This is a genomic window from Pseudoroseicyclus aestuarii (genome assembly GCF_003217255.1).
In the GTDB taxonomy this organism is placed as follows: Bacteria; Pseudomonadota; Alphaproteobacteria; order Rhodobacterales; family Rhodobacteraceae; genus Pseudoroseicyclus; species Pseudoroseicyclus aestuarii.
Genome location: NZ_QJTE01000007.1, coordinates 59,702 through 82,080, shown reverse-complemented (window position 1 = coordinate 82,080; position 22,379 = coordinate 59,702). Strand labels below are relative to the sequence as shown.

The following is a 22,379-nucleotide window of genomic DNA, read 5'->3' as shown; positions in this document are numbered from 1 at the left end:
TCGGGTCGAAAGCGTCGTTTTGCGGGGCTCATCGCCCCCCTGGCCGGTCTGGCGCCATTCTGTCCGCCGGACAGAACCGGACTGTCCGGGACAGTCCGCGGACACACCGCTGACACACCGCAACCGGATACGGCGGCGCCCGCGGCCTCAGCGTCTGGGGGCACCTCCGATCCAGCGCTCGCGCACCGCCACCTGGAACACCTTGTCGTAGGCATCCTGCCGCCGCTGCCCGCGCACGTGCTTGGCCAGCCAGGCATCCATCCGCTCGACCAGCACGTCGTCGGCCACGACAGCGCGGTCATACCCCGCCGCCGTCATCCGCTCGCGCAGCCGCATGATCCGCTTGCGCACCGCGTCGTCGCCGCGCTTGAGCTCCGAGACCTCGCGCCGCGCCAGCTGGTCCTGCACCGTGTCCAGCACCACCCGGTGCATCAGCCGCACCTCCCCCTCCGACAGGCACGGCGTCCAGTGGTGCAGCGGCGAGGGCTCCATCTTGCACAGCTCCTTCCAGTGCGCGGGATCGACCCGCGCCAGCCGCGCCTGCACCAGCGGGTCGGCCGGCAGGGTGCCGATCGGCACCTGGTGCTGGGACTGGAAGATCAGCTCGAGGTAATGGCAGCGCACCTCCGGCGTGCCGGTCAGCGCCATGGTGGAGTTGAGGTAGCGGAAGGTCTCGAACTTGAGGAAGTACTGCCCGCTCAGCCGCACGTCGCGCCCGACCGGGTACTCCGGCAGCTCCTCTTCCGTCACCGCCCGCAGCGGCGCGGCGTTCACAGCTCCGCCCCCTGCGCCTGCACCCGGCAATGCGCCAAGGCGACGGCCTCGCCCGCGTCGGCGGCGGCCAGCTGGCGCAGGATGCCACGGCGCAGGATCTCCGGCGCCTCGAAGCCGGCGAGCGCGCAGACGTCGTCAAACCCCTCTGTCTCGAACCAGACCCTCGCGCGGCGGCGCTCCACCTGGTCCGACTTGAAGGGCGAGAGCGCGGTTCGGTAATGCTGCTCGATCACCGCGACCCAGAGGTTGCGCATCGCCTGCACCTCCTGCGGCTCGCTGCGCGATCCGGCGACGACTGGGACAGCCTCCGCCTCGCTCTGGTCGATGGCAAAGGCCATGCTCATGGCGTTCCTCCTCGCTGATGATACTCGGGAACAGGCTGCCGACGCGGAACCCGCGGGACAGCCGAAGGTGCAAAGGCCACAGGCTCCGGGCTCTGCGGCCCTTCCGGCTCTGCACCGATCAGGATCACGCGCCTCTGCCGGGTGACGGCGGCGCAGGCCTCGGCCCAGACGCCGGCGCTGCAGTCCCAGCCGGGCAGCGGCGGGATCACCACCGCGTCGCAGCGCGAGAGCAGCGGCCGGCACCACGTCGACCAGAAGTGCTCGTCCAGCGGATCGAGAGCGTCGCCCCAGGGGTCGCGCTGCAGCATCGCGTCCGCCTGCACCACCGGCGAGACGGCCGTGACGCCGGTTTGGGCGAAACGGCTGCACCAGGCGGCAGCGGCATCGGAGAGGTCGCACGACAGGCTCGGGCACCAGCGGCCGTTGTCGTCGGTGCTTTGGCGCGTGTAGGGGGTAGCGAGATAAGCGAGGCTGCCGCGCAGCGCCTGCGCCGCGTCGATCAGCGCCACGTCCCGCTGCAGCAAGCCGCTGCCGGTGTAGCGCGCGCAGAGCTGCGGCCAGTCAGGATCGCGGGGCAGGCGGTGGTGCATGCTCATGCGCCAGCCCTCCCGCTCCGGAGGCTGGAGGCCTGCGGCTGCTGCGCGACCTCCTCGGCGAGCGCGATGATCTGGCCGACTGTTTCCTGCACGGCTCGCATCTCCGCCACCACCGCCGCCGCCTCATTCGGTGTCAGCGCGGCGCCGCCGTCGCTGATGTCCGAAAGCGCCCGGAACAACTCCGCCTGGGCGGCGCCGGCACGAATGGCGCAGGTAGCGGCAAGCTCCGGGATGTCGGCGCTCGAGAGTGCGCTTTGCCTTCCGCGGCGGACGATCTCCTCGCCGCGCCGGGTGGAGATCGGATAGCTGCCGGTGAAGTTCTCGGCGACGAGGATGGCCTCGTAGCTGATCTCCAGATGTCCGGAGCACATCTTGGAAACGGTGCCGCGCATGTCGGCCTTGCCGGTGCGGGCCTCCAGCAGGTTGGCCAGCACGCCCTGCCCGCCCTGCCGCGTCGGCCCGCCCATCCGCTCGACCAGCTGCTCGAACAACCCGCTGATGATCGCGTCAGCCATGGGAGCCTCCACAGGCGATGATAGGGCACGAGCCGGTCTCGGTAGCGCTGGCAGTGGCGCGGCGACCACGCGTGCCCCCGCGCGGAGACACCTTGAGGTGACGCATGAGCAACCTCGATTCCTTGCTGGACAGGCCGCGCCCGGGCAGCGTCCACCCATGGACGCGCCGAAGCACAGCAGGGATGAGTATCGGGTGACTGGGAGAGATGGGCCTGCTGCGCCGGCCCTTGGGCGCGGTCCGAGGCAATGCCGCCTCCCGCGACATAGCGGCCTGGACGAAGCTCATATCCGCCACGGTGAGGCGGTCAGTGCGGTGAAGCCGCGGGATCAGATGCACGCTCATGCCGCTCTTTCCTCTCCGGAATGCTCTGGCTTCTCGGGCAAGAGCGCTTGGAAGGAGAAAAGTTGGGGATCAGGACGAGGGACGCTCTTCTCGTCGGCCAGGGCAGTCGCCGACCTATAGAACTTCGTGGGAAGCGTGCCGCGGCTCAGGTGGGTGTGCAGCGTGGTTGGCCCCATGCCGAAGCGTCGCGCCGCGGCCCGGTAGCCGCCCAAGCTGTCGATAAAGCGTCTGAGATCCGTCTCCATGGCGAGTAGCTGTAATCCGATATTTTCGGATCCGCAAGAGATGACGATGAAGGCTTCGGCTTTTTCGGATTTCCGCTAAAAGGATGACATGTCGCCCGATGAGAAAGAGAAGCTCGTCCGCCACCGGGACTCCACGCCGCAAGCGATAGCTTTGCGGCTGAGAGCAGCACGCCAAATCACTGGACTGAACCAGAAAGACTTTGCCGCGGCCGCCGGCGTCGCGCAGACCACCTATAACTCCCAGGAGGTCAAAGGCAGTCCCTCGATCAAGGTGATGGCGCACTTGTACCGCGACCACCGCGTAGACTTTAACTTTCTTCTCTACGGCGACTACAATCAGCTTCCGGGCGACGTGCAGAGCGCATTGTTCGCGGCTCTCTCCTCCGCCAAGCCAGACCCGGACGCACCAGCCAATTGATGTTTAGGCCGAGCTGCCGCATCAGAATCAGCCCGCGCATCATGTTCTGCTGTTCTCCATTTGCCGGAATGTTCTTGCTTTGATCTAAAGCGTCAACCCGCGACTGAAAAATTAAATCCGACAAAGTCGTATCCGTCAGCTTGACTATCCGATAATATCGGATCAGCAAAGGCTCTATCGTCGTTCTCGATGGAGCCTCATCATGCCACCGACCACGCTTTCCCCGCGCGTCCTGACCGACGCCGCCGCCATCGCGGCCGATCCCGGCAGCTACGCCGACCGGCCGCTGCTCGCGCAGCTCGCCCGCCTGGCCCTGATGACCGCCCGCGGCACCCCGCTGCGCCAGACCGGTGACGGTGCTGGCCGCGTCGCCCTGCGCGTCATCGAGGGAGGCCTGCGGTGATGGACGCGGCAGCCCCAACACCCTCGGCGCTCGCAGCCCTCTGCGACGATCTCGATGCGCTCGCGCCGCAGGCGCTGGTCGAGCGGCTGCGCGCCGAGGTGCTGCGCAGCGGCGGCAGCTGGCAGACCGACGACAGCGGCCTGCCCGCGCTGCGCATCATCGCGCTGCACGGCATCACCATCTCGGACATGAGCTACGTGTCCGCCGCCCTGCGCTGGCGCTTCGCCGCCCGCGCCGCTGCCGGCGGCTACGTCGCCCCCGCGGCCGAGCCGCAGCGCCGCACCCTACAGCGGGCTTGGGCGCTGTCGGTCCTGCAGCACCTCACACCGGCGACGGACTCAGTCCGGGCCTCGGCCCAGGCGCTTCTGGACCGGATGATTCATCCCGGCCTGCAGACCATCGCGCCGCCGGCCGCCGTGCCGGGTCAGACCATCGCCGAGGCAGCCGCGGCGCTCAATGCTGTCGCTGCAGAGACCGAGGAGGCCGCATGATCCACGCCAACGCCTTCCAGGCTGAGGCCGCGGCAGATTGTCGTGCCGATGCTCGAGCGCCCGCTATGGCGCTTGCACCCAATCGGTCATCCGCTGCCGAGGCAGCGCCGCCTGCCCCCGCGCTCCAGGGCGAGGAGGTCACTGTCCTGTGGTTAGACCGCGCCAAGGGCTATGGCTTCGTCAGCTTCGATCTCGGCGCTGAGGCCCTGCTGCATGCCAGCACCCTCGACTGGGCCGGCCGCTCCGGCATCGCCCCCGGCACCCGCCTGACCGTCCAGCTCGCCGAGACCGACAAGGGCACCAAGGTCAGCGAGATCCTGAGCTTTGGGCCGGCGCCGGCCGCCACGCCCGTGCCGCCCGCCCTCCTCGCGGAGATCGGCCGCGAAGTCGATGCCGCGGCCCTGCCCGTCGAGGCGGCGCGGGTGACCTGGTACGACGCCCGCCGCGGCATCGGCTTCGCCCGGGCCTTCGGCGCCCCGGACCGGGACATCTTCCTGCATGCCAGCGTGCTGCGCCTCGTCGGGCTCAACCCGCCCGCCAAGGGCGAGGCGCTGGCGCTGCATGTCACCGAAGGTCCCCGCGGCCTCATCGCCGTCGCAGCCCGTGACTGGGCCCAGGTCGACCTGCAGGCGCAGGAGGCGGCCCAGGCGCAGGCGGAAGAGCCGACCGAGGCGGAGGATCAGAAGGCGCTGGCGCTGGCGCTGGCGCATCGCGCGAAGCCCGGAGAAGCATCATGAGCAGCGCTGCGCACCACTCCGACGTTCAAGACCGCGACCCGCGCTACGCCGACGGCCGCTGGCTCGGCGTCGTGCTGATCCTTGCGGTCCTCGAGCTGCTCATCGGCGCCGCGATCTTCCTCTCCGCCCGCGTCTGCTGGAGCTGCCTGTGACCCTCTCAACCGATCAGCCTCAAAGGGACGCGAAGCTTGGTCCGGCGAACAGCGCGGAGCCTGCCGCCGTTAACGCCGCGCGCGCCACGCCTGCCGATCCGCATTGCGTCTCCGGCTCCGCCCCCGGTGATGCCTCGAGCCAAGCCGCCGGGGCGCGGCAGGCCAATCGCACCCCGATGAAGCAGACCGCCGAAGACGAGGCTGTCACGGGCAAGCTGCTGGCCGCAGCCGCACAGGAGCTGCGCCAGTTCGTCGAGCGCAGCGAGCGCCTTGCGGCCGAGAAGCAGGACATCGCGGACCAGATGAAGGAGGTCATGGCCGAAGCCAAGGGCCGCGGCTACGACACCAAGGCCCTGCGCAGGCTCATCGCCCTGCGCAAGCGCGACCCGGGCGACGTCGCCGAGGAAGAGGCCATCCTCGACATGTACAAAGCCGCGCTGGGGATGTGAGCCAATGCTGGACACCTCTCACACCCGCTCGCCTGCCACGCCGCTCCGCATCCTCGTCGGCTGCGAGACCAGCGGCGTCATGCGCCGGGCCATGGCCGCGCGCGGGCACGACGTCTGGTCCTGCGACCTGCTGCCGGCCGAGGACGGCAGCAACCGGCACCTCATCGGCGACATCCGGGACTACCTGCCCCTCGGCTGGGACATGCTGGCGGTGATGCACCCGCCCTGCACCCGGCTCTGCAACAGCGGCGTCCGCTGGCTGCACGAGCCGCCGAAGAACCCGCCGGCTGATGCCGCCGCCGAGGAGAGGGCGGACTGGCCGACCCTCTCGACCGAGGCCCGCCGCGCGATCATGTGGCGGCTGCTGGACGAAGGCGCCGCCCTCTTCACGGCCTGCTGGCAAGCCCCGATCCCTCGCGTCGCGATCGAGAACCCGGTGATGAACCCGCACGGCCGCGCCCGCCTGCCCGAGGACCTGCCGAAGCCGCAGATCGTCCAGCCCTGGTGGTTCGGCGAGCCGGCCTTCAAGGCAACCGGCTTCTACCTGCGCGGCCTGCCGCAACTGGCAGCGACGGAGAAGCTGACACCGCCGAAGGCGGGCACGCCCGAGCACAAGGCCTGGAGCGCGATCCACCGCGCCCCGCCGGGCCCCGACCGCTGGAAGATCCGCAGCCGGACCTTCGAGGGCCTGGCCGAGGCCTGCGCCGACCAGTGGGCTGGCACGGTGACCGAGGCAGGCGAGGTGACAGCATGAGCGGCGGCGTGAGTACCGGAGACCGGATCGCCTGCGGATGTGTCGTGCACCAGTGGTGTGGGCGGCATGGATGCGCGAAGGCGGCGCAGTACGGAAAGGCGCAGGCAGGTGACCATCGAGAAAAGGGAGAGCCGGAATGACCGTTCAACTTCTAAAAATCGAAGATGCTGCCGCACAGCTCGGCGTACCCCGTGAAAGCCTGCGGCGCGCCGCAGACAAGCACGGAAAGACAATCCGAATGGGCCGGGCGCTCCGGCTGCATCCCCAAGACTTAGAGGAGCTGATTGAACTATGCCGCGTAGAGCCAAGGGCCCCCGCCTCTACTGGCGCGCCCGCGCCGGTGGAGCGTCCGTCTGGGAAATCAGAGACGGCACCAACCGCATCAGTACTGGCTCTGCAGAGCGCCGCGAGGCTGAAGAAGCCCTCGCGCAATATCTCGACCGGAAGCTCCGTCCAGTTGGTCCGACCCGGCCAGAGGAGCTGAAGCTAGCGCACGCGCTCGCCATTTACGCGGAAGAGCACGCGCCCCACATCGCAGCATCGGATCGGGTCTTCTACTCGATGCAGGCGCTGATCCCCTTCTGGGGCGAGTTGTCCGCTTCGAGCGTGACAGGGGCCACCTGCCGCCGGTACGCGGCGCAGCGCGGCGTCAGCGATGGCACGATCCGGCGCGAGCTGGGCACCTTGCAGGCGGCGTTGAACTACTGCGCCCGAGAGGGCGTGCTGGTCGGTGGTGCACCAAAGGTGACGCTGCCGGCAAAGCCGGACGGCCGGGAGCGGTGGCTGACGCGGCAAGAAGCAGCTTGGCTGTTGCGGGGAGCACGGGCGCTGAACCGTGACGGCCGGCACCTGCAGGACTTCATCCTGCACGGCCTCTACACAGGCTCGAGGAAGGCGACGATCCTCGCGATGCACATAGACACGCCCAGCATCAGCGGGGGCTATGTCGATACCGTCAACGGAATCCTCTACCGTCGCCCGCAGGGCAAGCGAGAGACGGCGAAGCGGCAGAGGCCGGCCCGCCTTCCAGACCGCTATCTGGCGCACCTGCGCCGGCAGGCTGCGAATGGGCGCCGCTATGTCGTGGAGCGGCGGGTTGAAAGGAAGGGCGAGACCGTCCGAGGCATGGTCAGCGACATCCGAAAGGGCTGGGAGCGCGCAGTCGAGCTAGCAGGTGAGCTTGCCGCCGAGAGCGGCATTCGAATCGATCTTAGCGGCATCACACCGCATGTGCTGAAGCACACCGCGATTACATGGGCACTACAGAGAGGGGCCAGTACCTGGGACGCGGCTGGCTACTTCTCCACCAGCATCGCCACGATCGAGCGAGTCTACGGTCACCACTCCGCGCAACACATGGAGACGGCCGTGCAGGCCATGAACAGGCGATCTTAAGGGAGTTTCAGCACCGAAACGGGACCGAGAAAAAATCGCGAGACCCCGAAGATCTAGCAATTATTGGTGCACCCGATAGGATTCGAACCTATGGCCTCTGCCTTCGGAGGGCAGCGCTCTATCCAGCTGAGCTACGGGTGCGCCTTGCGCCGCCTATAGCGCGCGGCAAAGGCGGGCGCAAATCGAATGTGGCGCGGCGGGCGCGGCGTCAGCCGAAGAGATCCTGGCACAGCTCCAGCCCCTCGACGAGGCGGTCGACCTCCTCGACGGTGTTGTAGACGCCGAAGCTGGCGCGGCAGGTGGCGCCGACGCCCAGATGCTCCATCAGCGGCATCGCGCAATGGGTGCCGGCGCGCACGGCGATGCCCTTGCGGTCGAGCACGGTCGAGATGTCATGCGCATGGGCGCCGGCCATGGTGAAGCTGAAGATCGCGGCCTTGCCCGGTGCGGTCCCCTGAAGCTGCAGCCAGTTCAGACCGCCCAACCGCTCGGCCGCGTAGTCGCGCAGGCCGGCCTCGTGGGCGGCGATCTTGTCCATCCCGATGTCCATCATCCAGTCGAGCGCGGTGCCGAACCCGATGGTCGAGACGATGCCGGGGGTCCCGGCCTCGAGCATCATCGGCGTCGGCGCATAGGTCACGGCATCGCGGGTCACCGTGTCGATCATGTCGCCGCCGCCCATGAAGGGGCGCATCTCGGCCAGCCGCTCCTTGGCGATCCAGATCGCGCCCGAACCGGAGGGACCGTAGAGCTTGTGGCCCGTGACGGCGTAGAAATCGCAGCCCAGCGCCTGGACGTCGACGGCCATGTGCACCGCGCCCTGGCTTCCGTCGACCAGCACAGGCACGCCCTTCTCGCGGGCGCCGCGGCTGATCGCGGCGACGTCGACCACCGTGCCGGTGACGTTCGACAGATGCGTCACGGCGACCAGCTTCGTCTTCGGGCCGATGGCGTCGATGACGGCCTGCGGGTCGAGGCTCCCGTCGGGCGCGCAATCGACCCATTTCAGTACCACCCCCTGCCGTTCGCGCAAAAGGTGCCAGGGGACGATGTTGGCGTGATGCTCGAGCACGCTGAGAACGATCTCGTCGCCGGGCTGAAGCCGCGGCGCGGCCCAGCTGTAGGCGACCATGTTCATCGCCTCTGTGGTGCCGGAATTGAGAACGATCTCCTCCTCCGAGGGGGCGTTCAGGAACCGCGCGACCTTGCCGCGCACGCCCTCGTAGGCCTCGGTCGAGAGGGTCGAGAGGGTATGCAGCCCGCGGTGGACGTTGGCGTAGTCCTGCCCGTAGGCCTGCATGATCCGGTCCAGCACCACCTGCGGCTTCTGCGCCGATGCGCCGTTGTCGAGGTAGACCAGCGGGGTGCCGTTCACCTCGCGCTTGAGGATCGGGAACTGGTCGCGGATCGCGGCGACATCAAACATGGTGTGTTCCTTGAGCGTGAGCATGGGCGCCGGCCATGGCCTCGGGCCCGACGCCGGCGACCGAGAGGGCCAGCCCCAGCACGAGGCCGAGGCCCAGCACCGCCAGCGCCGCCGTGCCGAAGGCGCGCAGGGGCGTGTCGAAGCGGTGCAGCGCGCCGGTGAAGGCCACGAGGCACCAGAGCAGCCAGAAGATGGCGGCCAGCCCGGCAAGTCCGGCCAGTTGGATCGAGATCGGCAAGAGCAGCGCCTGCGCCAGCCGCGACAGGGCGGCGAGGAACTCCAGCCAGACGACAAGCGCCAGTGCCTGTTGAAAGGTCCCCTGCCCGCCCAGCACGCGCCCGGCCAGCACCAGCGCCCCCGAGAGCAGCAGCAGCGCCCCGCCCAGAAGCCCGGCATAGCCGAAGGGCGAGACGGTGAAGGTGCCGGGCATCACCTCGACCGCCGGGGCCATGCCCTGCCCTGCCGCCGTCAGCAGCACCGACAGGCAGCAGACGAGGACCATGGCCTGAATCACGGTGCCCAGCGGCAGGTCCAGCGCCAGCAGCCGGTCCCCGGCCTCGCGCGGGGCGCGCAGCGTCAGCGACAGAAGATCGCCCAGCGCCATGGTGCTATCCCTGCGCCGGGCGGGCGCGCAGCGCGGCCCCGAGACCGGCGCCCCAGAACAGCAGCACGGCGCCCAGCCACAGAAGGCCCAGCACATGCGCCCCCGGGCCGTAGCCGTTGAGCCCGACCTGCAGCCCGTAAAGCAGCGCCGCCGGCGTCGCGGCGAGCCAGCCCCAGAACAGCGCCAGCCGCACGGCAAAGGCGCTGATCCGCAGACGGACAAGCCGCAGCAGCGCCCAGAGCGCCCCGGCCAGGACGTAGAAGGCGAGCGGCCAAACGAAGAGCCAGGCGAGGACCTCGTAGCCGATCAGCCGGTCCAGCCCCACCTCCGTCAGCGCGGCTACGCGGGCAAGGCGCGGCCATTGCGCGACGAAGACCAGCGCGCAGCCGGTCATCAGGTACATCAGCGCCCGATCCTCGCGCGCGCCCTGCCCCAGCAGCCCGGACAGGACCTGTCCGGGCCGCCGCCAGGTGCGGGCGATATCGGCCGTCACGGCCATCAGCGGCGGCGCGAGAGCCAGCCGTCCAGCCGGTCGCGCAGGCGACTTGCCAGATCGCTGTCGTCGATCTCGTCCAGCGCCTCGGCCACGAAGGCCAGCACCAGAAGCTCGACCGCGCGGTCATGCGGCACCCCGCGCGAGCGCAGGTAGAACAGCCCCTCTTCGTCGATCGCGCCCGAGGTGCTGCCGTGGCTGCACTGCACGTCGTCGGCGTAGATCTCGAGCTCGGGCTTGGCGAGGAACTGGGCGTCCTCGTCCAGCAGCAAGGACTGGCTGATCTGGTAGCCGTCGGTCTTCTGCGCGCCGGGCTGGACCAGGATCTTGCCCTGGAACACGCCGGTGGCGGCATTGCGCAGGACCTTCTTGATGACCTGACGGCTTTCGCCGCGCTCGGCACCGTGGGTGACGAAGACGGTGTCGTCGTCGTGGAACCCCTTGCCGTCGCCGAGGCAGGCCGAGGCGATATGCGCCACAGCGTCGTCGCCTGCCATGTCGACCATGACCTCGTTGCGGGTCAGCCGGCCATTGAGCGCGCAGGTGAAGGTCTTGAAGACCCCCTCTTCGGCGACGCGGGCATAGACATGCGTGTTGACCAGCCGGTCATGCTCGCGCCCTTGGCTGCGGACGTGGTGGAAGGTCGCGCCCTTGGCGACATCGACCTCGAGCACCGTGTTGATGCGCGCGGCACCCGTCCCGGTCTCGAGCAGGGTCATCTCGGCCCCCTCTTCGACCTTCACGATGTGATGCAGCATCACGTCGGCGGCCTCGGCCTCGCGCCGGTAGACGAGGTGCACGGGGCGCGGCGCGCGGCCGGTCACGCGGATCACCACGCCGTCGGCGGCGAAGGCGGTGTTCAGCGCGGCAAAGGGGCGCTCGACCCGCGCCTGATCCTTCGCTTCGAGCACGCCGTAAAGGTCGCGGACCCAGTGGATGTCGGCCCCGGCGGCGGTGGCGAGACGCTCGATCTCGACCCCCTCGAGCGCATCCGTGTCGGAGGCCTCGGCATCGAAACGGCCATCAGTGAAGACGATCCGCGCGGCCTCCACGCCGTCGAAGACGGGATCCTGCTCTTCGAGCGGGAGGGCCGACACCTGCGGCTCCAGCAGCGGGCCGGGCTTGGTAAAGCGCCAGTACTCGTCACGGGCGCCGGGCAGCTGCATCTCGCGCAGCCGCTCGAGCGCGGATTTGCGCGCGCCCTGCGACCAGGACCCGCCCTCGGGCAGCGTCAGCGGCGCGAGGCGCGCTTCGGTCGCCTCGGCCTTGACGTCGGTCTTGCGTGTCTTGCGAACGGGAAGAACCATCAGCGCACCTCGGACAGAATGTCGGAATAGCCGTTCTTCTCGACCTCGAGCGCCAGCTCGGGGCCGCCGGACTTCACGATCCGGCCATCGGCCATGATGTGCACGACGTCGGGCACGATGTGGTCCAGCAGGCGCTGGTAGTGCGTGATCACGAGGAAGCTGCGACCCGCGTCGCGCAGCGCGTTCACGCCCTGCGACACCAGCTTCATCGCGTCGACGTCTAGGCCGGAGTCGGTCTCGTCGAGGATGCACATCTTCGGCTCGAGAACCGCCATCTGCAGGATCTCGTTACGCTTCTTCTCGCCGCCGGAGAAGCCGACGTTGACGGGACGCTTCAGCATCTCGGCGTCGATGTTCAGCGTCTTGGCCTTCTCGCGCACGACGCGCAGGAAGTCGGTCGCCGAGAGTTCCTCTTCACCGCGGGCCTTGCGCTGCGCGTTCAGCGCGGTGCGCAGGAAGACCTGATTGCCGACGCCCGGGATCTCGACCGGGTACTGGAACGCCAGGAACAGGCCGGCGGCGGCACGCTCCTCGGGGTCCATGTCCAGCAGGTCCTGCCCCTGCAGCGAGGCCTCGCCGCCCGTCACCTCGTAGCCCTCGCGGCCCGAGAGAACGTAGGACAGCGTCGACTTGCCGGAGCCGTTGGGCCCCATGATCGCCGCGACCTGGCCGTCCTCGACCGACAGATCCACACCCTTGAGGATCTGCTTGTCCTCTTCTTCCAGCTTGACCTTCAGGTCCTTGATATCGAGCATCGTCGTCCTTCCATTCATCTCAGTTCGGCCGGGCATAGGTGCCGATCACCCAGTCCAGCGCCTCGGGCGGGACCGGTGTCGGCTCCGCCCTGAATTCTGCCATCCGGCCATGCAGCGCCACGGGCGCCGACAGCCGCTCTACCTCGCGGTACCCGGGGCGATCCGTGTAATCGTCCCAGTAGACCGTGACGGGCCGGGTGATCCGGAACAGCACGGTCAGGTAGCAGGCCGCGCGAAAGCGGCCGTCGATCAGCACCACGTCGGGGTGCCGGAAGTCGTCCCGGTCCCAGACCCCCAGCGGGTAGCGCTGGAACCGGCGCCAGGACTGGCTGCCGGCGGGATAGCCCCAGCGCGCCACCGGGCCGATATCGCCGTGGTGCAGCACGACCCGGGCCTCGGACGGGTTGGCGCCGAACCAGGCCTCCAGCCCCGCGATCCAGTCCGGGTCGCTGTCGACCCCGAAGACCGCCCGCCCCGGCAGCTGTGCCGCCATGAGGGTCGACCCGCCGGTGCCGTACTCTAGGATCACCTCAGCCGCCTCGTAGCCCGCCCGCAGCGCCGCCGCCTCTTGCGGAGGCAGCGTCAGCTCAGGCGCCGTCTGGGCGTCGGGCCGGACCGGGGCGGCGGCCTGCGTCACCCCAGGCGCACCGCGGTGCCCGAGGCGCTGACCATCAGCATGCCGCTGTCCTGTCCCAGCACCTCGTAGTCGAGATCGACGCCGATCACGGCATCGGCGCCGCGTGCCTTGGCCTCGTCCTCCATCTCCTTGAGGGCGGTCTCCCGCGCCTCGCGCAGCGAGCGCTCGTAGGCGCCGGACCGGCCGCCGACGATGTCGCGGATCCCGGCGAAGAAGTCCCGAAAGACATTCGCCCCCAGGATCGCCTCGCCGGTCACGACGCCCATGTATTCGGCAACGGGCCGCCCCTCGACTGTGGGGGTCGTGGTGATGAGCAGCTCGTGCCCGTCCTTGCCGCCGAACAGGCCCATCAGCCGACGCTCCCTTCCAGCGAGATCGCGACCAGGCTCTGCGCCTCCATCGCGAATTCCATCGGCAGGGCCTGCAGGACGTCCTTGCAGAAGCCGTTGACGATCAGGGCCACGGCCTCTTCCTCGCCCAGGCCCCGCTGCTGGCAGTAGAACATCTGGTCGTCGTCTACCTTCGAGGTCGTCGCCTCATGCTCCACCCGGCTCGAGTTGTTCTTGACCTCGATGTAGGGAACCGTGTGGGCGCCGCATTGATCGCCGATCAGCAGGCTGTCGCACTGCGTGTAGTTCCGGCTGTCCTTGGCCTTGGGGTGCATAGAGACAAGGCCGCGGTAGGTGTTCTGCGCCCGGCCCGCGCTGATCCCCTTGGAGACGATGCGGGACCGCGTGTTCTTGCCCAGGTGAACCATCTTCGTGCCGGTATCGGCCTGCTGCATGTTGTTGGCGATGGCGATGGAGTAGAACTCGCCCTGGCTCTCGTCGCCGCGCAGGATGCAGCTGGGATACTTCCAGGTGATGGCGGAGCCGGTCTCGACCTGCGTCCACATCACTTTCGAGCGGTCGCCGCGGCAATCGGCACGCTTGGTGACGAAGTTGTAGATGCCGCCCTTGCCGTTCTCGTCGCCGGGATACCAGTTCTGGACCGTGGAATACTTCACCTCGGCATCTTCCAGCGCGACGATCTCGACCACGGCGGCATGCAGCTGCGCCTCGTCGCGCTGCGGCGCGGTGCAACCCTCGAGGTAGGAGACGTAGCTGCCCTTGTCGGCGATGATCAGCGTCCGCTCGAACTGGCCGGTATTCTCGGCATTGATGCGGAAGTAGGTCGACAGCTCCATCGGGCAGCGCACGCCCGGCGGAACATAGACGAAGGACCCGTCGGAGAAGACGGCCGAGTTCAGCGTCGCGAAGAAGTTGTCGGACTGCGGCACGACCGACCCGAGGTACTTCTTCACCAGCTCGGGATGCTCGCGGATCGCCTCGGAGATCGAGCAGAAGATGACGCCGGCCTTGGCCAGCTCCGCCTTGAAGGTGGTGCCGACGCTGACGCTGTCGAAGACGGCATCGACGGCCACGCGCCGCTCGCCGTCACCCTGCATCGCGGTATCGGCGTCCTGCACGGCTTCGCCCGCGCCCTCGACACCGGCGAGGATCATCTGCTCTTTCAGCGGGATGCCCAGCTTCTTGTAGGTCTCCAGAAGCTTGGGATCGACCTCATCAAGGCTTTTCGGCTTGACCGCCATGCTCTTGGGGCGGGCGTAGTAATACTGCTCCTGGAATTCGATGCCGGGCACGTCGAGCATGGCCCAGTCGGGGCTTTCCAGCTCTTTCCAGCGGGCGAAGGCCTGCATGCGCCAGTCGGTCATCCACTCCGGCTCTCCGTTCCGCTCGGAAATCAGGCGCACGATGTCCTCGTTCACGCCCTTGGGCGCGTAGTCCATCTCGATATCGGTGTTCCAGCCGTACTTATACTTGCCGGAGAGCTTGGCCACGGCATCCACCGTGTCCTGATCCACGCCGTCCTTGGCGCGGTCCGTCACGTCGGGCATGTCCGTCGGATCGAGGGTATCCATTCGCGTCTCCTTGCTCACGCCGCGCGGGCGCGTCTCTTGTTCAGCGCCGCGGTCCATCTGTCCGCAAAGCGCATGATCTCGTCTTCTGTCGTCTCGGGCCCGAGCGAGACGCGGATCGCGCTCGTCGCGACCTCCTCGCCATGGCCCATGGCCCGCAGCACCTTGCTGGGCCGCAGCTTGCCCGAGGAGCAGGCCGATCCGGCCGAGACCGCGAAGCCCGCCAGATCCATCTGCAGCACCTGCGTCTCGCCCTTCCAGCCGGGCACGGCGATGCAGCTCGTGTTCGGCAGGCGGGCAGCGCCCCTACCGGGATAGATAAGACCCGTCCCCGCGCTCGCAATGGCCTCTTCCAGCCGGTCACGCAGGATTTCGACGCGGGCCCAAGCGCCATCCGCAAGCTCGGCCTGCGCCGCGGTCGCGGCAGCGGCCATGCCGGCGATGCCGATCAGGTTCTCGGTCCCCGCGCGGCGGCCCATCTCCTGCCCGCCGCCGCGGATGCGGGCGGCCAGATCGGTGCCGGGCTGCAGCAGCACGGCGCCGACCCCCTTGGGCCCGCCGAACTTGTGCGCGGACAGGAACGCCGCCTGCACCCCGGACCAATCGAAGCTGAAGGGCAGCCGCCCGAAGCCCTGCGTGATGTCCGACACGGCCAGCCCGCTGGGCAGGTCCTGGATCACGCCGGTCTCGGAATTGGCAAGTTGCAGGGTCGCTGTCGCGGGATCGGCGAGGGCAACGCGGCCCTCGCTGTCGACGGGCAGGCTCTCGTCGGTCCAGGCGCCGACTGCCTCGTGCTCAATCGCGGCGCCTTGCAGGCTCCGCCCCGCCAGCAGCAGCGCCGCGGCCTCGGAGGCGCCGGAGACGAAGACAACGTCGCCCGCGGCGCATCCCGTCGCCTCAGCGACGGCGGCGCGCGCCTTCTCGACCAGCGCGCGGGCGGCCCGCCCCTCGGCATGCACCGAAGAGGGGTTGCCCGCGACATCCATCGCCTCGACCATCGCCGCGCGCGCCTCGGGGCGCAGCGGCGTGGTGGCGTTGTGATCGAGGTAGGCGCGCTGGGTCACGTGGATTTGCCCGCCAGGCCTTCGGCGACGTCCTGCGCCACCTCGTCGGCGCGGTCGCCAAGGGCGGCGCGCATCGGCTCTCCTGCGACGCCGCCGGAGACGGCATCGGGGATCATCATGTCCTCGGCCTCGTCCACCACTTCGAAAAGCGAGGGGATCGCCCGGCAGGGCAGCACGCGGTTGCCCGTCACATCCTCGAGCGTGGTCTGGTGCAGGAAGACGTAGACATGCGCGCTCAGCCCCTCCCACAGGCGGTTGGTGACCGATTGCGCGCGGCTGCCAGAGGATCCCCCCGTGGCGCCGGCGCCCTTGTGCATCGCGTTCACCGTCTCATCGACGGCAGAGAGGATGTCCGAGACGCGGATCTCTCCGGCCGGACGCGCAAGCCGGTAGCCGCCACCGGGGCCGCGCACCGATTCGACCAGCCCCTCGCGCCGCAGCTTGACGAAAAGCTGTTCGAGGTAGGCCAGCGAGATGCGCTGACGCCGCGACACGTCGCTCAGCGTCACGAGGCCGCCAGAGGGCGCGAGCGCCAGATCCGCCAGCGCCACCATCGCATATCGCCCCTTGGTCGAAAGCTTCATCGTGACCTCTTTGCTGTCTCGTCGGTCCGCATAGATTGACGGCGGCGGCAGGCATCCTTAATCCCCTTGCAGCCGTTCCGGGGCGAGGGCTCAAGAATCCCGACCTCCGGTTTAGAACAATTCTAAAGCGCCGGAGCGTTTCAGTCAAGAAACGCCGCGCGCTGGATCGCAAGGGACGCCGATGCCCGAAGTCATCTTCCCCGGCCCCGAGGGCCGGCTCGAAGGCCGTTACCATCCTCAGAAGGACCGTGACGCGCCGATCGCCATCGTGCTGCACCCGCACCCGCAGTTCGGCGGCACGATGAACAACCGGGTCGTCTACAACCTGCATTACGCCTTCTACGAGATGGGCTTCTCGGTCCTGCGCTTTAACTTCCGGGGCGTCGGGCGCAGCCAGGGCGAATACGACCAGGGCGTCGGAGAGCTGTCGGACGCCGCCTCGGCGCTCGATTACCTGCAGACGCAGAACAGCAACTCCAAGCATTGCTGGGTCGCAGGCTTTTCCTTCGGGGCCTGGATCGGCATGCAGCTTCTGATGCGCCGGCCCGAGATCACTGGCTTCGTCTCTGTCAGCCCGCTGGCCGGCATGTACGACTTCTCGTTCCTCGCGCCCTGCCCCTCGTCCGGGCTGATCCTGAACGGCGCCGCCGACCGCGTCGCGCCGCCGGCCGATACCCACGGTCTCGTCGGCAAGCTCAAGGAGCAGAAGGGCATCACGATCACCCACGAAGAGATCGCCGGCGCCGGCCATTTCTTCGAGGACCCTTACATGGATCCGATGATCGACACGGTGAAGGGCTACGTCACCCGCCGCCTGACGGAGACCTCGCGCTGACGGGCGCGGCTGGCACCACGCCCCGGCTGGAGGCGCAGCTCGCCTTTTTGGCCGAGGCGGATCGCCTGAAGTCCGTCCTGCGCGGCACCACCCTGCACGATGCCTCGCGCCGAGAGAACTCGGCCGAGCACAGCTGGCATGTCGCGCTTCACGCGCTGGTCCTCGCCGAACATGCGGCAAGGCCCGTCGATGCGGGGCGTGTCGTGACCATGCTGCTGCTGCATGACCTCGTCGAGATCGACGCGGGCGACAACCCGATCCACGGCGTCTCCGACCCTGCCAAGCAGGAGGCCGAGGAGAAGGCCGCCGCCGACCGGATCTTCGCCCTCCTGCCCCCCGACCAGTCGCGGCACCTGCGGGCACTCTGGGACGAGTTCGAGGCTGCCGAGACCGACGACGCGATCTTCGCCAAATCCATCGATCGGGTGCAGCCGGTGCTCAGCAACCTGGCGACGGGCGGCGGCAGCTGGCCGGAATACAGGGTCACGCGCGATCAGCTGGAGACGCGGGTCGGTGCCAAGGTTAGCCGCGGCGCCCCTGCGATCTGGGACGGGATCAAGGCGCGCATCGACGCATGGTTCGCGGGCCGCGGCGCCTGAGGCTCAGCGCGTCCCGGCACCGCCTATCGGCCGCGCCTCTTCGGCGGCGAGCTTTTCCAGATGGGCGCGCAGGAGGCCGGCGTTGCGGTTGTTCGCCTTGAAGGCCACGTCGAAGACATCGCCCAGCAGCGGCACCAGCCCGACAACGTAATCCGCGCCGCTATTCAGCAGCATCCGGGCCAGCGTGGCCCGCGGCACGCCCAGCTGATGCGCCTTCCACAGAAGATAGGCCGCGGGGCCGAGCGAAAGCGTGTCGCCGACGACCGGCACGAGGCCCAGCAATCCGTCGAGGCCGAAGCGGATGCCGAGGATGCTGTAGCGCGAATCCATCAGCCGGGCGAGGCGATCAAGCCGCGCCATCTCGGCCGCATGATCAACGCGGCCGGTGGCCGCGCCCCGGCCCGGGGGTGTCAGGATCTGCGATTTTGCCATGGATGTCTTACCTCCTGCTGCTGGACGAACGCCGCGGCGGGCGCCGGGGTTCATCTGCGGGCGGCTGTGCGGCATACGATGGCATACCTTTCCCGAGGCGCAAGGCTTGTGTAGAAGGGCGCGAACCGATCCAAATTCCGGCAAGGGGGCCGCATGTCCAAGATCAAGGTAGAGAACCCGGTCGTCGAACTCGACGGCGACGAGATGACCCGCATCATCTGGGATTTCATCAAGCAAAAGCTGATCCTGCCCTATCTCGACGTCGATCTGCTGTATTACGACCTCGGCATCGAGGCGCGCGACGACACGGACGACCAGATCACCGTCGATGCGGCCAACAAGATCAAGGAAGTCGGCGTCGGCGTGAAATGCGCCACGATCACGCCTGACGAGGCGCGGGTCGAGGAATTCGGCCTGAAGCGGATGTACCGCAGCCCGAACGGCACGATCCGCAACATCCTCGGCGGCGTGATCTTCCGCCAGCCGATCATCTGCAGCAACGTGCCGCGCCTCGTGCCGGGCTGGAGCAAGCCGATTGTCGTCGGCCGCCATGCCTTCGGTGACCAGTACCGCGCCACCGACTTCCACTTCCCCGGCGCCGGCAAGCTGACGATGAAGTTCGTCGGCGAGGACGGCACCGAGATCGAGCGCGAGGTCTTCGACGCCCCCTCCGCCGGCGTGGCGATGGGGATGTACAACCTCGACGATTCGATCCGCGACTTCGCCCGCGCCTCGCTGAACTACGGCCTGAACCTCGGCTGGCCGGTGTACCTGTCGACCAAGAACACCATCCTCAAGGCCTATGACGGCCGCTTCAAGGACCTGTTCCAGCAGATCTTCGAGGAAGAGTTCGAGGAGCAGTTCAAGGCCAAGAAGATCTGGTACGAGCACCGGCTGATCGACGACATGGTCGCCGCCTCGCTCAAGTGGTCGGGCGGTTATGTCTGGGCCTGCAAGAACTACGATGGCGACGTGCAGTCCGACATCGTGGCGCAGGGCTTCGGCAGCCTTGGCCTGATGACCAGCCAGCTGATGACGCCCGACGGCAAGATCGTAGAGGCCGAGGCCGCGCATGGCACCGTCACGCGCCACTTCCGCCAGCACCAGAAGGGCGAGCAGACCTCGACCAACTCCATCGCCTCGATCTACGCCTGGACCGGCGGCCTCAAGCACCGCGGCCAGCTCGACGGCAACCAGCAGCTGATCACCTTCGCCGAAACGCTCGAGAAGGTGACGGTGCAATGCGTCGAGGACGGTCACATGACCAAGGATCTGGCGCTGCTGGTCGGCCCCGAGCAGAAGTGGCTGACCACCATGGGCTTCCTCGAGAAGGTGGATGCCTACCTCGAGAAGGCGCTGAACGAGGCGCTGTAAGCATGGGCGAGGGCTGAGCCTGATGCGGGCGCGGTGGAAACTGCTGCTCTGGGCGGCGGTCCTCGCGCCCCTCGCCGGCTGGCTGAGCCTGCCGGCGCAGGAGGCCACGCCCAGCGCGCCGCCCCTCGCGCGCGGCTGCGTAAACGACAGCGGCAGCAATACCTGCGACCGGACGCTGATCGTCAGTGCCGGCGGCCAGCGCTTCCTGCTGCCGCCGGGCCGCACCCTGCCGGGCGAGGCGCGTCTGGCACAGAGGCAGGCCTGCCCCGCGCCCTACCTGCCCGCCCGGATCGAGCGGTTCTGGGGGCTCTGGCATAGCTGGGGCTGCCTGCCGCCGCCGCGGGCGCGGCGCTGAAGGCCCCGGCGCGGTCCGTGACGCGGGCCGCGCGCCGCGGGGGCCAGCCCCCGCACCCCCGGGATATTTGCAAAGAGAAGACGGGGCCGCGTCAGGCGCCGCCGAGGCGGCTGCGCGCCTCGCTGCGGCGTCCCACGGCCTCGGCCAGCTGCCCGGCCCGGCCCAGACCGTGGGGCGGCATGCCGGAATAGACCGTCTCGTAGGCGCCCGCCCGCACGAGGTAGGTCTCGTGCCAGATGCCGACATCGCCGCGGCTGCCCTTCATCCGGCGATTGAAGTCGATCCAGGCCGGGTAATGCGCCCGGTCGGGATCGCGGGCGTAGCGCTCCAAGTGATCGAAGCTGCGCCAGTACTGCACGACGGTGCCGAGGCCTGCCGACATGGTCCCGAGGAGCCCGGTCTCGTCCGGCGGCCTGGCCTGCAGCTCGGCCAGCATCCGCGGCATCGCCAGCACCGCGGGCAGCCACTTGTGCACCTTGAGCGGCTTGTTGATGCGGATGCCGATCAGGAAGAGGACGAAGTCGCCCTCGATCCGCGCGCTCATCCGCCTGTCGATCACATCCGCCATCGTCGCCCTCCCCGTCCCTAACCTCTGCTGGCGGCGACCGCGGCGTTCCCGCGCCGCCGGGATCCTGTGCATCATCTACGCGCGCCGGGCGGGTCCGGATCGGCGCGGGCGCCGGCCTTGGCGGTGACGCGAGGCCAGGATTGACTTCGCCGCGGGCACGGCCACAGCCTTTGCCCATGCCGGCGATGATGCAGATACCGGGCGAGTACCGCCAGAACCACACGCCGCTCGAGGATGTGCAGGGCCTGTCGATCGGGTTGATCGCCGCCTCCGTCGGGCTGGTCTTCCTGACCGAGCTGGGCTTCCTGACCGGGCAGACCGCCGGCCTCGCGCTGATCATCGCCTACCTGACCGGCTGGTCCTTCGGCATCGTCTTTCTCGCGGTGAACCTGCCCTTCTACCTTTTCGCCTGGAAACGACTGGGGCCGGAGTTCACGCTGAAATCCCTCGGCTGCGTGGCCGCGCTCTCGGTGCTGGTGGACTGGCTGCCGCTGGGCATCGGCTTTTCGCACCTGAACCCGGTGCTGGGCACCGTGATCTTCGGCGTGCTGACCGGCTTTGGCCTGCTGGGCGTCTTCCGGCACAAGGGCAGCCTCGGGGGCCTGGGCGTCATGGCGCTGCTGGCGCAGGACCGGCTGGGCATCCGCGCGGGCTATGTGCAGCTTGGCGTGGACGCGCTGCTTTTCGGCACCGCCTTCTTCCTGTTCGACACGCGCGTGGTGCTGTACTCGCTGCTGGGCGCCGTGGTGCTGAACGGCGTCATCGCCTTCAACCACAGACGCGACCGCTACATTGCCGACTGAGACCGCCGCCCCCGCCCGCCACACCGCCTTCGAGGATGCGCAGGGCCTGCTGGCCGGAACGCTGCTTTGCGCCTTCGCGCTGCGGATGCTGACCTCGATGGGGCTGGTGACGGGACAGACGGCGGGGCTTGGGGTCATCGGCTCCTACCTGCTGGGGCTGCCCTTTGGCCTCGTGTTCTTCGTGGTCAACCTGCCCTTCTACTGGCTGGGCTACCGCCGAATGGGCGCCCGCTTCACGCTCAAGACCTTTGCCTGCGTGGCGCTGCTCTCGGTCTTCTCCTTCGTGATGACGCCGCTGGTCAGCTTCGAGGTGCTGAACCCCTGGCTGGGCGCGGTGATGTTCGGGCTGATCACCGGGACCGGGCTGCTGATCCTGTTCCGCCACGGCGGCAGCCTCGGCGGCATCGGCATCCTTGCCCTGACCCTGCAGGAGTCGCTGGGCTGGCGCGCCGGCTGGGTGCAACTGGGCTTCGACGCGGTGCTCTTCGCCGTCGCCTTTGCCCTTTTCTCTCCGCTCACTGTCGTGCAATCCCTGCTGGGCGCGGTGGTGCTGAACCTCGTCATCGCGATCAACCACCGCCGCGACAGGTACATCGCCACGTAATGCCCTATCTCGTTCTCGTCGTCGCCATCCTTGCCGAGACCATCGGCACCACGGCCTTGCAGGCCAGCCAGCAGTTCAGCCGGCTGGCGCCCAGCCTGCTGTGCGTCGTGGCCTATGCCGTGTCGTTCTACTTCATGGCGCTGGCGCTCAAGGCGATGCCGGTGGGCATCGTCTACGCGATCTGGTCCGGCCTCGGCATCGTCTTCATCGCGGCGATCGGGCGCGTGGTCTTCGGCCAGCACCTCGACGGGCCCGCGGTCCTCGGGCTGGCGCTGATCCTGGCCGGGATTCTCGTGATCCACCTCTTCTCCGCCAGCAGCACGCATTAAGACATGGGCGACGCGGGGCTGGCCTTTCGCCGCGGGTCGGTGTAGGCGCGCGTCAATCCCTACATCAGGCGGACTT

31 protein-coding genes, 1 tRNA gene and 1 pseudogene are annotated in these 22,379 nt (G+C 68.5%); 15 read left to right on the top strand and 18 right to left on the bottom strand.

What is annotated here, in order from left to right; genetic code table 11:
- Positions 1-147 precede the first annotated feature (147 nt).
- The 5 genes from DFP88_RS15080 to DFP88_RS15055 all read right to left on the bottom strand — a co-directional run bounded on the left by DFP88_RS15080 (position 148) and on the right by DFP88_RS15055 (position 2,817).
- Positions 148-774, bottom strand: a complete 627-nt coding sequence (locus DFP88_RS15080; protein WP_110815527.1) for a hypothetical protein — start codon at positions 772-774, stop codon at positions 148-150.
- On the bottom strand, positions 771-1,118 hold the full coding sequence (locus DFP88_RS15075) for a hypothetical protein (protein WP_110815526.1): 348 nt from the start codon (positions 1,116-1,118) through the stop codon (positions 771-773). Before DFP88_RS15075 ends, DFP88_RS15080 begins: the two co-directional genes overlap by 4 nt.
- Positions 1,115-1,714: a DUF1937 family protein gene (locus DFP88_RS15070; protein ID WP_110815525.1), complete on the bottom strand. Its 600-nt coding sequence runs from the start codon at positions 1,712-1,714 to the stop codon at positions 1,115-1,117. The genes DFP88_RS15075 and DFP88_RS15070 overlap by 4 nt, the downstream gene beginning before the upstream one ends.
- Positions 1,711-2,229, bottom strand: coding sequence for a hypothetical protein (locus DFP88_RS15065; RefSeq protein WP_110815524.1), 519 nt, complete (start codon positions 2,227-2,229; stop codon positions 1,711-1,713). The genes DFP88_RS15070 and DFP88_RS15065 overlap by 4 nt, the downstream gene beginning before the upstream one ends.
- 339 nt (positions 2,230-2,568) lie before the next feature.
- Positions 2,569-2,817 carry a hypothetical protein gene (locus DFP88_RS15055; RefSeq protein WP_110815522.1) on the bottom strand — a complete coding sequence of 83 codons (249 nt, stop codon included), beginning with the start codon at positions 2,815-2,817 and terminating at the stop codon, positions 2,569-2,571.
- A gap of 88 nt (positions 2,818-2,905) precedes the next feature.
- On the opposite strand from DFP88_RS15055, the gene DFP88_RS15050 reads away from it, so the two are divergent.
- The 8 genes from DFP88_RS15050 (at position 2,906) to DFP88_RS15020 (ending at position 7,616) form a co-directional block, all read left to right on the top strand.
- Positions 2,906-3,235 carry a helix-turn-helix domain-containing protein gene (locus DFP88_RS15050; RefSeq protein ID WP_110815521.1) on the top strand — a complete coding sequence of 110 codons (330 nt, stop codon included), beginning with the start codon at positions 2,906-2,908 and terminating at the stop codon, positions 3,233-3,235.
- Between the two features lie 202 nt (positions 3,236-3,437).
- Complete coding sequence (locus DFP88_RS15045; protein ID WP_110815520.1) at positions 3,438-3,638, top strand: hypothetical protein; 201 nt, start codon at positions 3,438-3,440, stop codon at positions 3,636-3,638.
- The gene (locus DFP88_RS15040; RefSeq protein ID WP_146227524.1) at positions 3,635-4,129 is read left to right on the top strand and encodes a hypothetical protein; all 495 of its coding nucleotides are present in this window, start codon (positions 3,635-3,637) and stop codon (positions 4,127-4,129) included. Before DFP88_RS15045 ends, DFP88_RS15040 begins: the two co-directional genes overlap by 4 nt.
- Positions 4,126-4,866 carry a cold-shock protein gene (locus tag DFP88_RS15035; protein ID WP_146227522.1) on the top strand — a complete coding sequence of 247 codons (741 nt, stop codon included), beginning with the start codon at positions 4,126-4,128 and terminating at the stop codon, positions 4,864-4,866. The genes DFP88_RS15040 and DFP88_RS15035 overlap by 4 nt, the downstream gene beginning before the upstream one ends.
- Positions 4,863-5,018 carry a hypothetical protein gene (locus DFP88_RS17120; protein WP_181418674.1) on the top strand — a complete coding sequence of 52 codons (156 nt, stop codon included), beginning with the start codon at positions 4,863-4,865 and terminating at the stop codon, positions 5,016-5,018. The genes DFP88_RS15035 and DFP88_RS17120 overlap by 4 nt, the downstream gene beginning before the upstream one ends.
- 176 nt (positions 5,019-5,194) lie before the next feature.
- The gene (locus tag DFP88_RS15030; protein ID WP_110815517.1) at positions 5,195-5,467 is read left to right on the top strand and encodes a DUF2312 domain-containing protein; all 273 of its coding nucleotides are present in this window, start codon (positions 5,195-5,197) and stop codon (positions 5,465-5,467) included.
- Between the two features lie 4 nt (positions 5,468-5,471).
- Positions 5,472-6,221 carry a hypothetical protein gene (locus tag DFP88_RS15025; protein WP_110815516.1) on the top strand — a complete coding sequence of 250 codons (750 nt, stop codon included), beginning with the start codon at positions 5,472-5,474 and terminating at the stop codon, positions 6,219-6,221.
- Between the two features lie 291 nt (positions 6,222-6,512).
- Entirely contained in the window at positions 6,513-7,616 is a 1,104-nt protein-coding gene (locus DFP88_RS15020; protein ID WP_110815515.1) for a tyrosine-type recombinase/integrase, read from the top strand.
- Between the two features lie 64 nt (positions 7,617-7,680).
- Here the strand turns inward: DFP88_RS15020 and DFP88_RS15015 are convergent.
- The 11 genes and pseudogenes from DFP88_RS15015 to iscR all read right to left on the bottom strand — a co-directional run.
- Positions 7,681-7,757 (bottom strand) — tRNA-Arg (locus tag DFP88_RS15015).
- Between the two features lie 67 nt (positions 7,758-7,824).
- On the bottom strand, positions 7,825-9,042 hold the full coding sequence (locus DFP88_RS15010) for a cysteine desulfurase (protein ID WP_110815514.1): 1,218 nt from the start codon (positions 9,040-9,042) through the stop codon (positions 7,825-7,827).
- Positions 9,035-9,646 (bottom strand): YIP1 family protein, encoded by a 612-nt coding sequence (locus DFP88_RS15005; protein WP_181418673.1) that lies wholly within the window; start codon positions 9,644-9,646, stop codon positions 9,035-9,037. Before DFP88_RS15005 ends, DFP88_RS15010 begins: the two co-directional genes overlap by 8 nt.
- A gap of 4 nt (positions 9,647-9,650) precedes the next feature.
- Entirely contained in the window at positions 9,651-10,145 is a 495-nt protein-coding gene (locus tag DFP88_RS15000; protein ID WP_110815512.1) for a hypothetical protein, read from the bottom strand.
- Positions 10,145-11,446, bottom strand: coding sequence for a SufB/SufD family protein (locus DFP88_RS14995; RefSeq protein ID WP_110815511.1), 1,302 nt, complete (start codon positions 11,444-11,446; stop codon positions 10,145-10,147). The genes DFP88_RS15000 and DFP88_RS14995 overlap by 1 nt, the downstream gene beginning before the upstream one ends.
- On the bottom strand, positions 11,446-12,201 hold the full coding sequence (gene sufC / locus DFP88_RS14990) for a Fe-S cluster assembly ATPase SufC (protein WP_110815510.1): 756 nt from the start codon (positions 12,199-12,201) through the stop codon (positions 11,446-11,448). The genes DFP88_RS14995 and sufC overlap by 1 nt, the downstream gene beginning before the upstream one ends.
- Positions 12,202-12,220: 19 nt before the next feature.
- Entirely contained in the window at positions 12,221-12,838 is a 618-nt protein-coding gene (locus DFP88_RS14985) for a class I SAM-dependent methyltransferase (protein ID WP_110815509.1), read from the bottom strand.
- Positions 12,835-13,155, bottom strand: coding sequence for a heavy metal-binding domain-containing protein (locus tag DFP88_RS14980; RefSeq protein WP_110815552.1), 321 nt, complete (start codon positions 13,153-13,155; stop codon positions 12,835-12,837). The genes DFP88_RS14985 and DFP88_RS14980 overlap by 4 nt, the downstream gene beginning before the upstream one ends.
- A 32-nt stretch (positions 13,156-13,187) precedes the next feature.
- Positions 13,188-14,759, bottom strand: coding sequence for a Fe-S cluster assembly protein SufB (gene sufB, locus DFP88_RS14975; RefSeq protein ID WP_245904839.1), 1,572 nt, complete (start codon positions 14,757-14,759; stop codon positions 13,188-13,190).
- Between the two features lie 14 nt (positions 14,760-14,773).
- Positions 14,774-15,820, bottom strand: a complete 1,047-nt coding sequence (locus DFP88_RS14970) for a cysteine desulfurase family protein (RefSeq protein ID WP_245904838.1) — start codon at positions 15,818-15,820, stop codon at positions 14,774-14,776.
- 128 nt (positions 15,821-15,948) lie between these two features.
- A pseudogene (gene iscR, locus DFP88_RS14965) lies at positions 15,949-16,404 on the bottom strand (Fe-S cluster assembly transcriptional regulator IscR); the annotation flags it as partial.
- Positions 16,405-16,585: 181 nt separating this feature from the next.
- Here iscR and DFP88_RS14960 point away from each other — a divergent pair.
- Both DFP88_RS14960 and DFP88_RS14955 read left to right on the top strand, forming a co-directional pair.
- Entirely contained in the window at positions 16,586-17,239 is a 654-nt protein-coding gene (locus DFP88_RS14960) for an alpha/beta hydrolase (RefSeq protein WP_110815507.1), read from the top strand.
- A 47-nt stretch (positions 17,240-17,286) separates the two neighbouring features.
- Positions 17,287-17,838, top strand: coding sequence for an HD domain-containing protein (locus DFP88_RS14955; protein ID WP_245904837.1), 552 nt, complete (start codon positions 17,287-17,289; stop codon positions 17,836-17,838).
- Positions 17,839-17,841: 3 nt separating this feature from the next.
- On the opposite strand, the gene DFP88_RS14950 is transcribed toward DFP88_RS14955, so the two are convergent.
- Positions 17,842-18,270 (bottom strand): DUF4112 domain-containing protein, encoded by a 429-nt coding sequence (locus tag DFP88_RS14950; RefSeq protein WP_110815506.1) that lies wholly within the window; start codon positions 18,268-18,270, stop codon positions 17,842-17,844.
- A gap of 153 nt (positions 18,271-18,423) precedes the next feature.
- Between DFP88_RS14950 and DFP88_RS14945 the strand changes: the two genes are divergently transcribed.
- Both DFP88_RS14945 and DFP88_RS14940 read left to right on the top strand, forming a co-directional pair.
- The gene (locus tag DFP88_RS14945; protein WP_110815505.1) at positions 18,424-19,644 is read left to right on the top strand and encodes an NADP-dependent isocitrate dehydrogenase; all 1,221 of its coding nucleotides are present in this window, start codon (positions 18,424-18,426) and stop codon (positions 19,642-19,644) included.
- A 22-nt stretch (positions 19,645-19,666) separates the two neighbouring features.
- A complete protein-coding gene (locus tag DFP88_RS14940; protein WP_110815504.1) occupies positions 19,667-19,999 on the top strand; it encodes a hypothetical protein in 333 nt (110 codons plus the stop codon).
- Positions 20,000-20,090: 91 nt separating this feature from the next.
- Here DFP88_RS14940 and DFP88_RS14935 read toward each other — a convergent pair whose 3' ends face one another.
- The gene (locus DFP88_RS14935; RefSeq protein WP_110815503.1) at positions 20,091-20,567 is read right to left on the bottom strand and encodes a DUF4188 domain-containing protein; all 477 of its coding nucleotides are present in this window, start codon (positions 20,565-20,567) and stop codon (positions 20,091-20,093) included.
- Between the two features lie 176 nt (positions 20,568-20,743).
- Here DFP88_RS14935 and DFP88_RS14930 point away from each other — a divergent pair, with 176 nt between their 5' ends.
- Genes DFP88_RS14930 through DFP88_RS14920 form a run of 3 tightly spaced genes read left to right on the top strand, consistent with a single transcriptional unit; the run spans position 20,744 to position 22,303 of the window.
- Positions 20,744-21,370 (top strand): YitT family protein, encoded by a 627-nt coding sequence (locus tag DFP88_RS14930; RefSeq protein ID WP_110815549.1) that lies wholly within the window; start codon positions 20,744-20,746, stop codon positions 21,368-21,370.
- Entirely contained in the window at positions 21,360-21,974 is a 615-nt protein-coding gene (locus tag DFP88_RS14925) for a YitT family protein (protein WP_110815502.1), read from the top strand. Before DFP88_RS14930 ends, DFP88_RS14925 begins: the two co-directional genes overlap by 11 nt.
- Positions 21,974-22,303, top strand: a complete 330-nt coding sequence (locus DFP88_RS14920) for a DMT family transporter (protein WP_110815501.1) — start codon at positions 21,974-21,976, stop codon at positions 22,301-22,303. Before DFP88_RS14925 ends, DFP88_RS14920 begins: the two co-directional genes overlap by 1 nt.
- Positions 22,304-22,379 lie beyond the last annotated feature (76 nt).

Excerpts from the sequence above, each read along its gene's own strand:
- DFP88_RS15075 (WP_110815526.1), bottom strand. The coding sequence starts at position 1,118 with ATGAGCATGGCCTTTGCCATCGACCAGAGCGAGGCGGAGGCTGTCCCA.
- DFP88_RS15070 (WP_110815525.1), bottom strand. The coding sequence starts at position 1,714 with ATGAGCATGCACCACCGCCTGCCCCGCGATCCTGACTGGCCGCAGCTC.
- DFP88_RS15065 (WP_110815524.1), bottom strand. The coding sequence starts at position 2,229 with ATGGCTGACGCGATCATCAGCGGGTTGTTCGAGCAGCTGGTCGAGCGG.
- DFP88_RS15055 (WP_110815522.1), bottom strand. The coding sequence starts at position 2,817 with ATGGAGACGGATCTCAGACGCTTTATCGACAGCTTGGGCGGCTACCGG.
- DFP88_RS15050 (WP_110815521.1), top strand. The coding sequence starts at position 2,906 with ATGTCGCCCGATGAGAAAGAGAAGCTCGTCCGCCACCGGGACTCCACG.
- DFP88_RS15045 (WP_110815520.1), top strand. The coding sequence starts at position 3,438 with ATGCCACCGACCACGCTTTCCCCGCGCGTCCTGACCGACGCCGCCGCC.
- DFP88_RS15035 (WP_146227522.1), top strand. The coding sequence starts at position 4,126 with ATGATCCACGCCAACGCCTTCCAGGCTGAGGCCGCGGCAGATTGTCGT.
- DFP88_RS17120 (WP_181418674.1), top strand. The coding sequence starts at position 4,863 with ATGAGCAGCGCTGCGCACCACTCCGACGTTCAAGACCGCGACCCGCGC.
- DFP88_RS15030 (WP_110815517.1), top strand. The coding sequence starts at position 5,195 with ATGAAGCAGACCGCCGAAGACGAGGCTGTCACGGGCAAGCTGCTGGCC.
- DFP88_RS15025 (WP_110815516.1), top strand. The coding sequence starts at position 5,472 with ATGCTGGACACCTCTCACACCCGCTCGCCTGCCACGCCGCTCCGCATC.
- DFP88_RS15020 (WP_110815515.1), top strand. The coding sequence starts at position 6,513 with ATGCCGCGTAGAGCCAAGGGCCCCCGCCTCTACTGGCGCGCCCGCGCC.
- DFP88_RS15010 (WP_110815514.1), bottom strand. The coding sequence starts at position 9,042 with ATGTTTGATGTCGCCGCGATCCGCGACCAGTTCCCGATCCTCAAGCGC.
- DFP88_RS15005 (WP_181418673.1), bottom strand. The coding sequence starts at position 9,646 with ATGGCGCTGGGCGATCTTCTGTCGCTGACGCTGCGCGCCCCGCGCGAG.
- DFP88_RS15000 (WP_110815512.1), bottom strand. The coding sequence starts at position 10,145 with ATGGCCGTGACGGCCGATATCGCCCGCACCTGGCGGCGGCCCGGACAG.
- DFP88_RS14995 (WP_110815511.1), bottom strand. The coding sequence starts at position 11,446 with ATGGTTCTTCCCGTTCGCAAGACACGCAAGACCGACGTCAAGGCCGAG.
- sufC (WP_110815510.1), bottom strand. The coding sequence starts at position 12,201 with ATGCTCGATATCAAGGACCTGAAGGTCAAGCTGGAAGAAGAGGACAAG.
- sufB (WP_245904839.1), bottom strand. The coding sequence starts at position 14,759 with ATGGATACCCTCGATCCGACGGACATGCCCGACGTGACGGACCGCGCC.
- DFP88_RS14960 (WP_110815507.1), top strand. The coding sequence starts at position 16,586 with ATGCCCGAAGTCATCTTCCCCGGCCCCGAGGGCCGGCTCGAAGGCCGT.
- DFP88_RS14950 (WP_110815506.1), bottom strand. The coding sequence starts at position 18,270 with ATGGCAAAATCGCAGATCCTGACACCCCCGGGCCGGGGCGCGGCCACC.
- DFP88_RS14945 (WP_110815505.1), top strand. The coding sequence starts at position 18,424 with ATGTCCAAGATCAAGGTAGAGAACCCGGTCGTCGAACTCGACGGCGAC.
- DFP88_RS14940 (WP_110815504.1), top strand. The coding sequence starts at position 19,667 with ATGCGGGCGCGGTGGAAACTGCTGCTCTGGGCGGCGGTCCTCGCGCCC.
- DFP88_RS14935 (WP_110815503.1), bottom strand. The coding sequence starts at position 20,567 with ATGGCGGATGTGATCGACAGGCGGATGAGCGCGCGGATCGAGGGCGAC.
- DFP88_RS14930 (WP_110815549.1), top strand. The coding sequence starts at position 20,744 with ATGCCGGCGATGATGCAGATACCGGGCGAGTACCGCCAGAACCACACG.
- DFP88_RS14920 (WP_110815501.1), top strand. The coding sequence starts at position 21,974 with ATGCCCTATCTCGTTCTCGTCGTCGCCATCCTTGCCGAGACCATCGGC.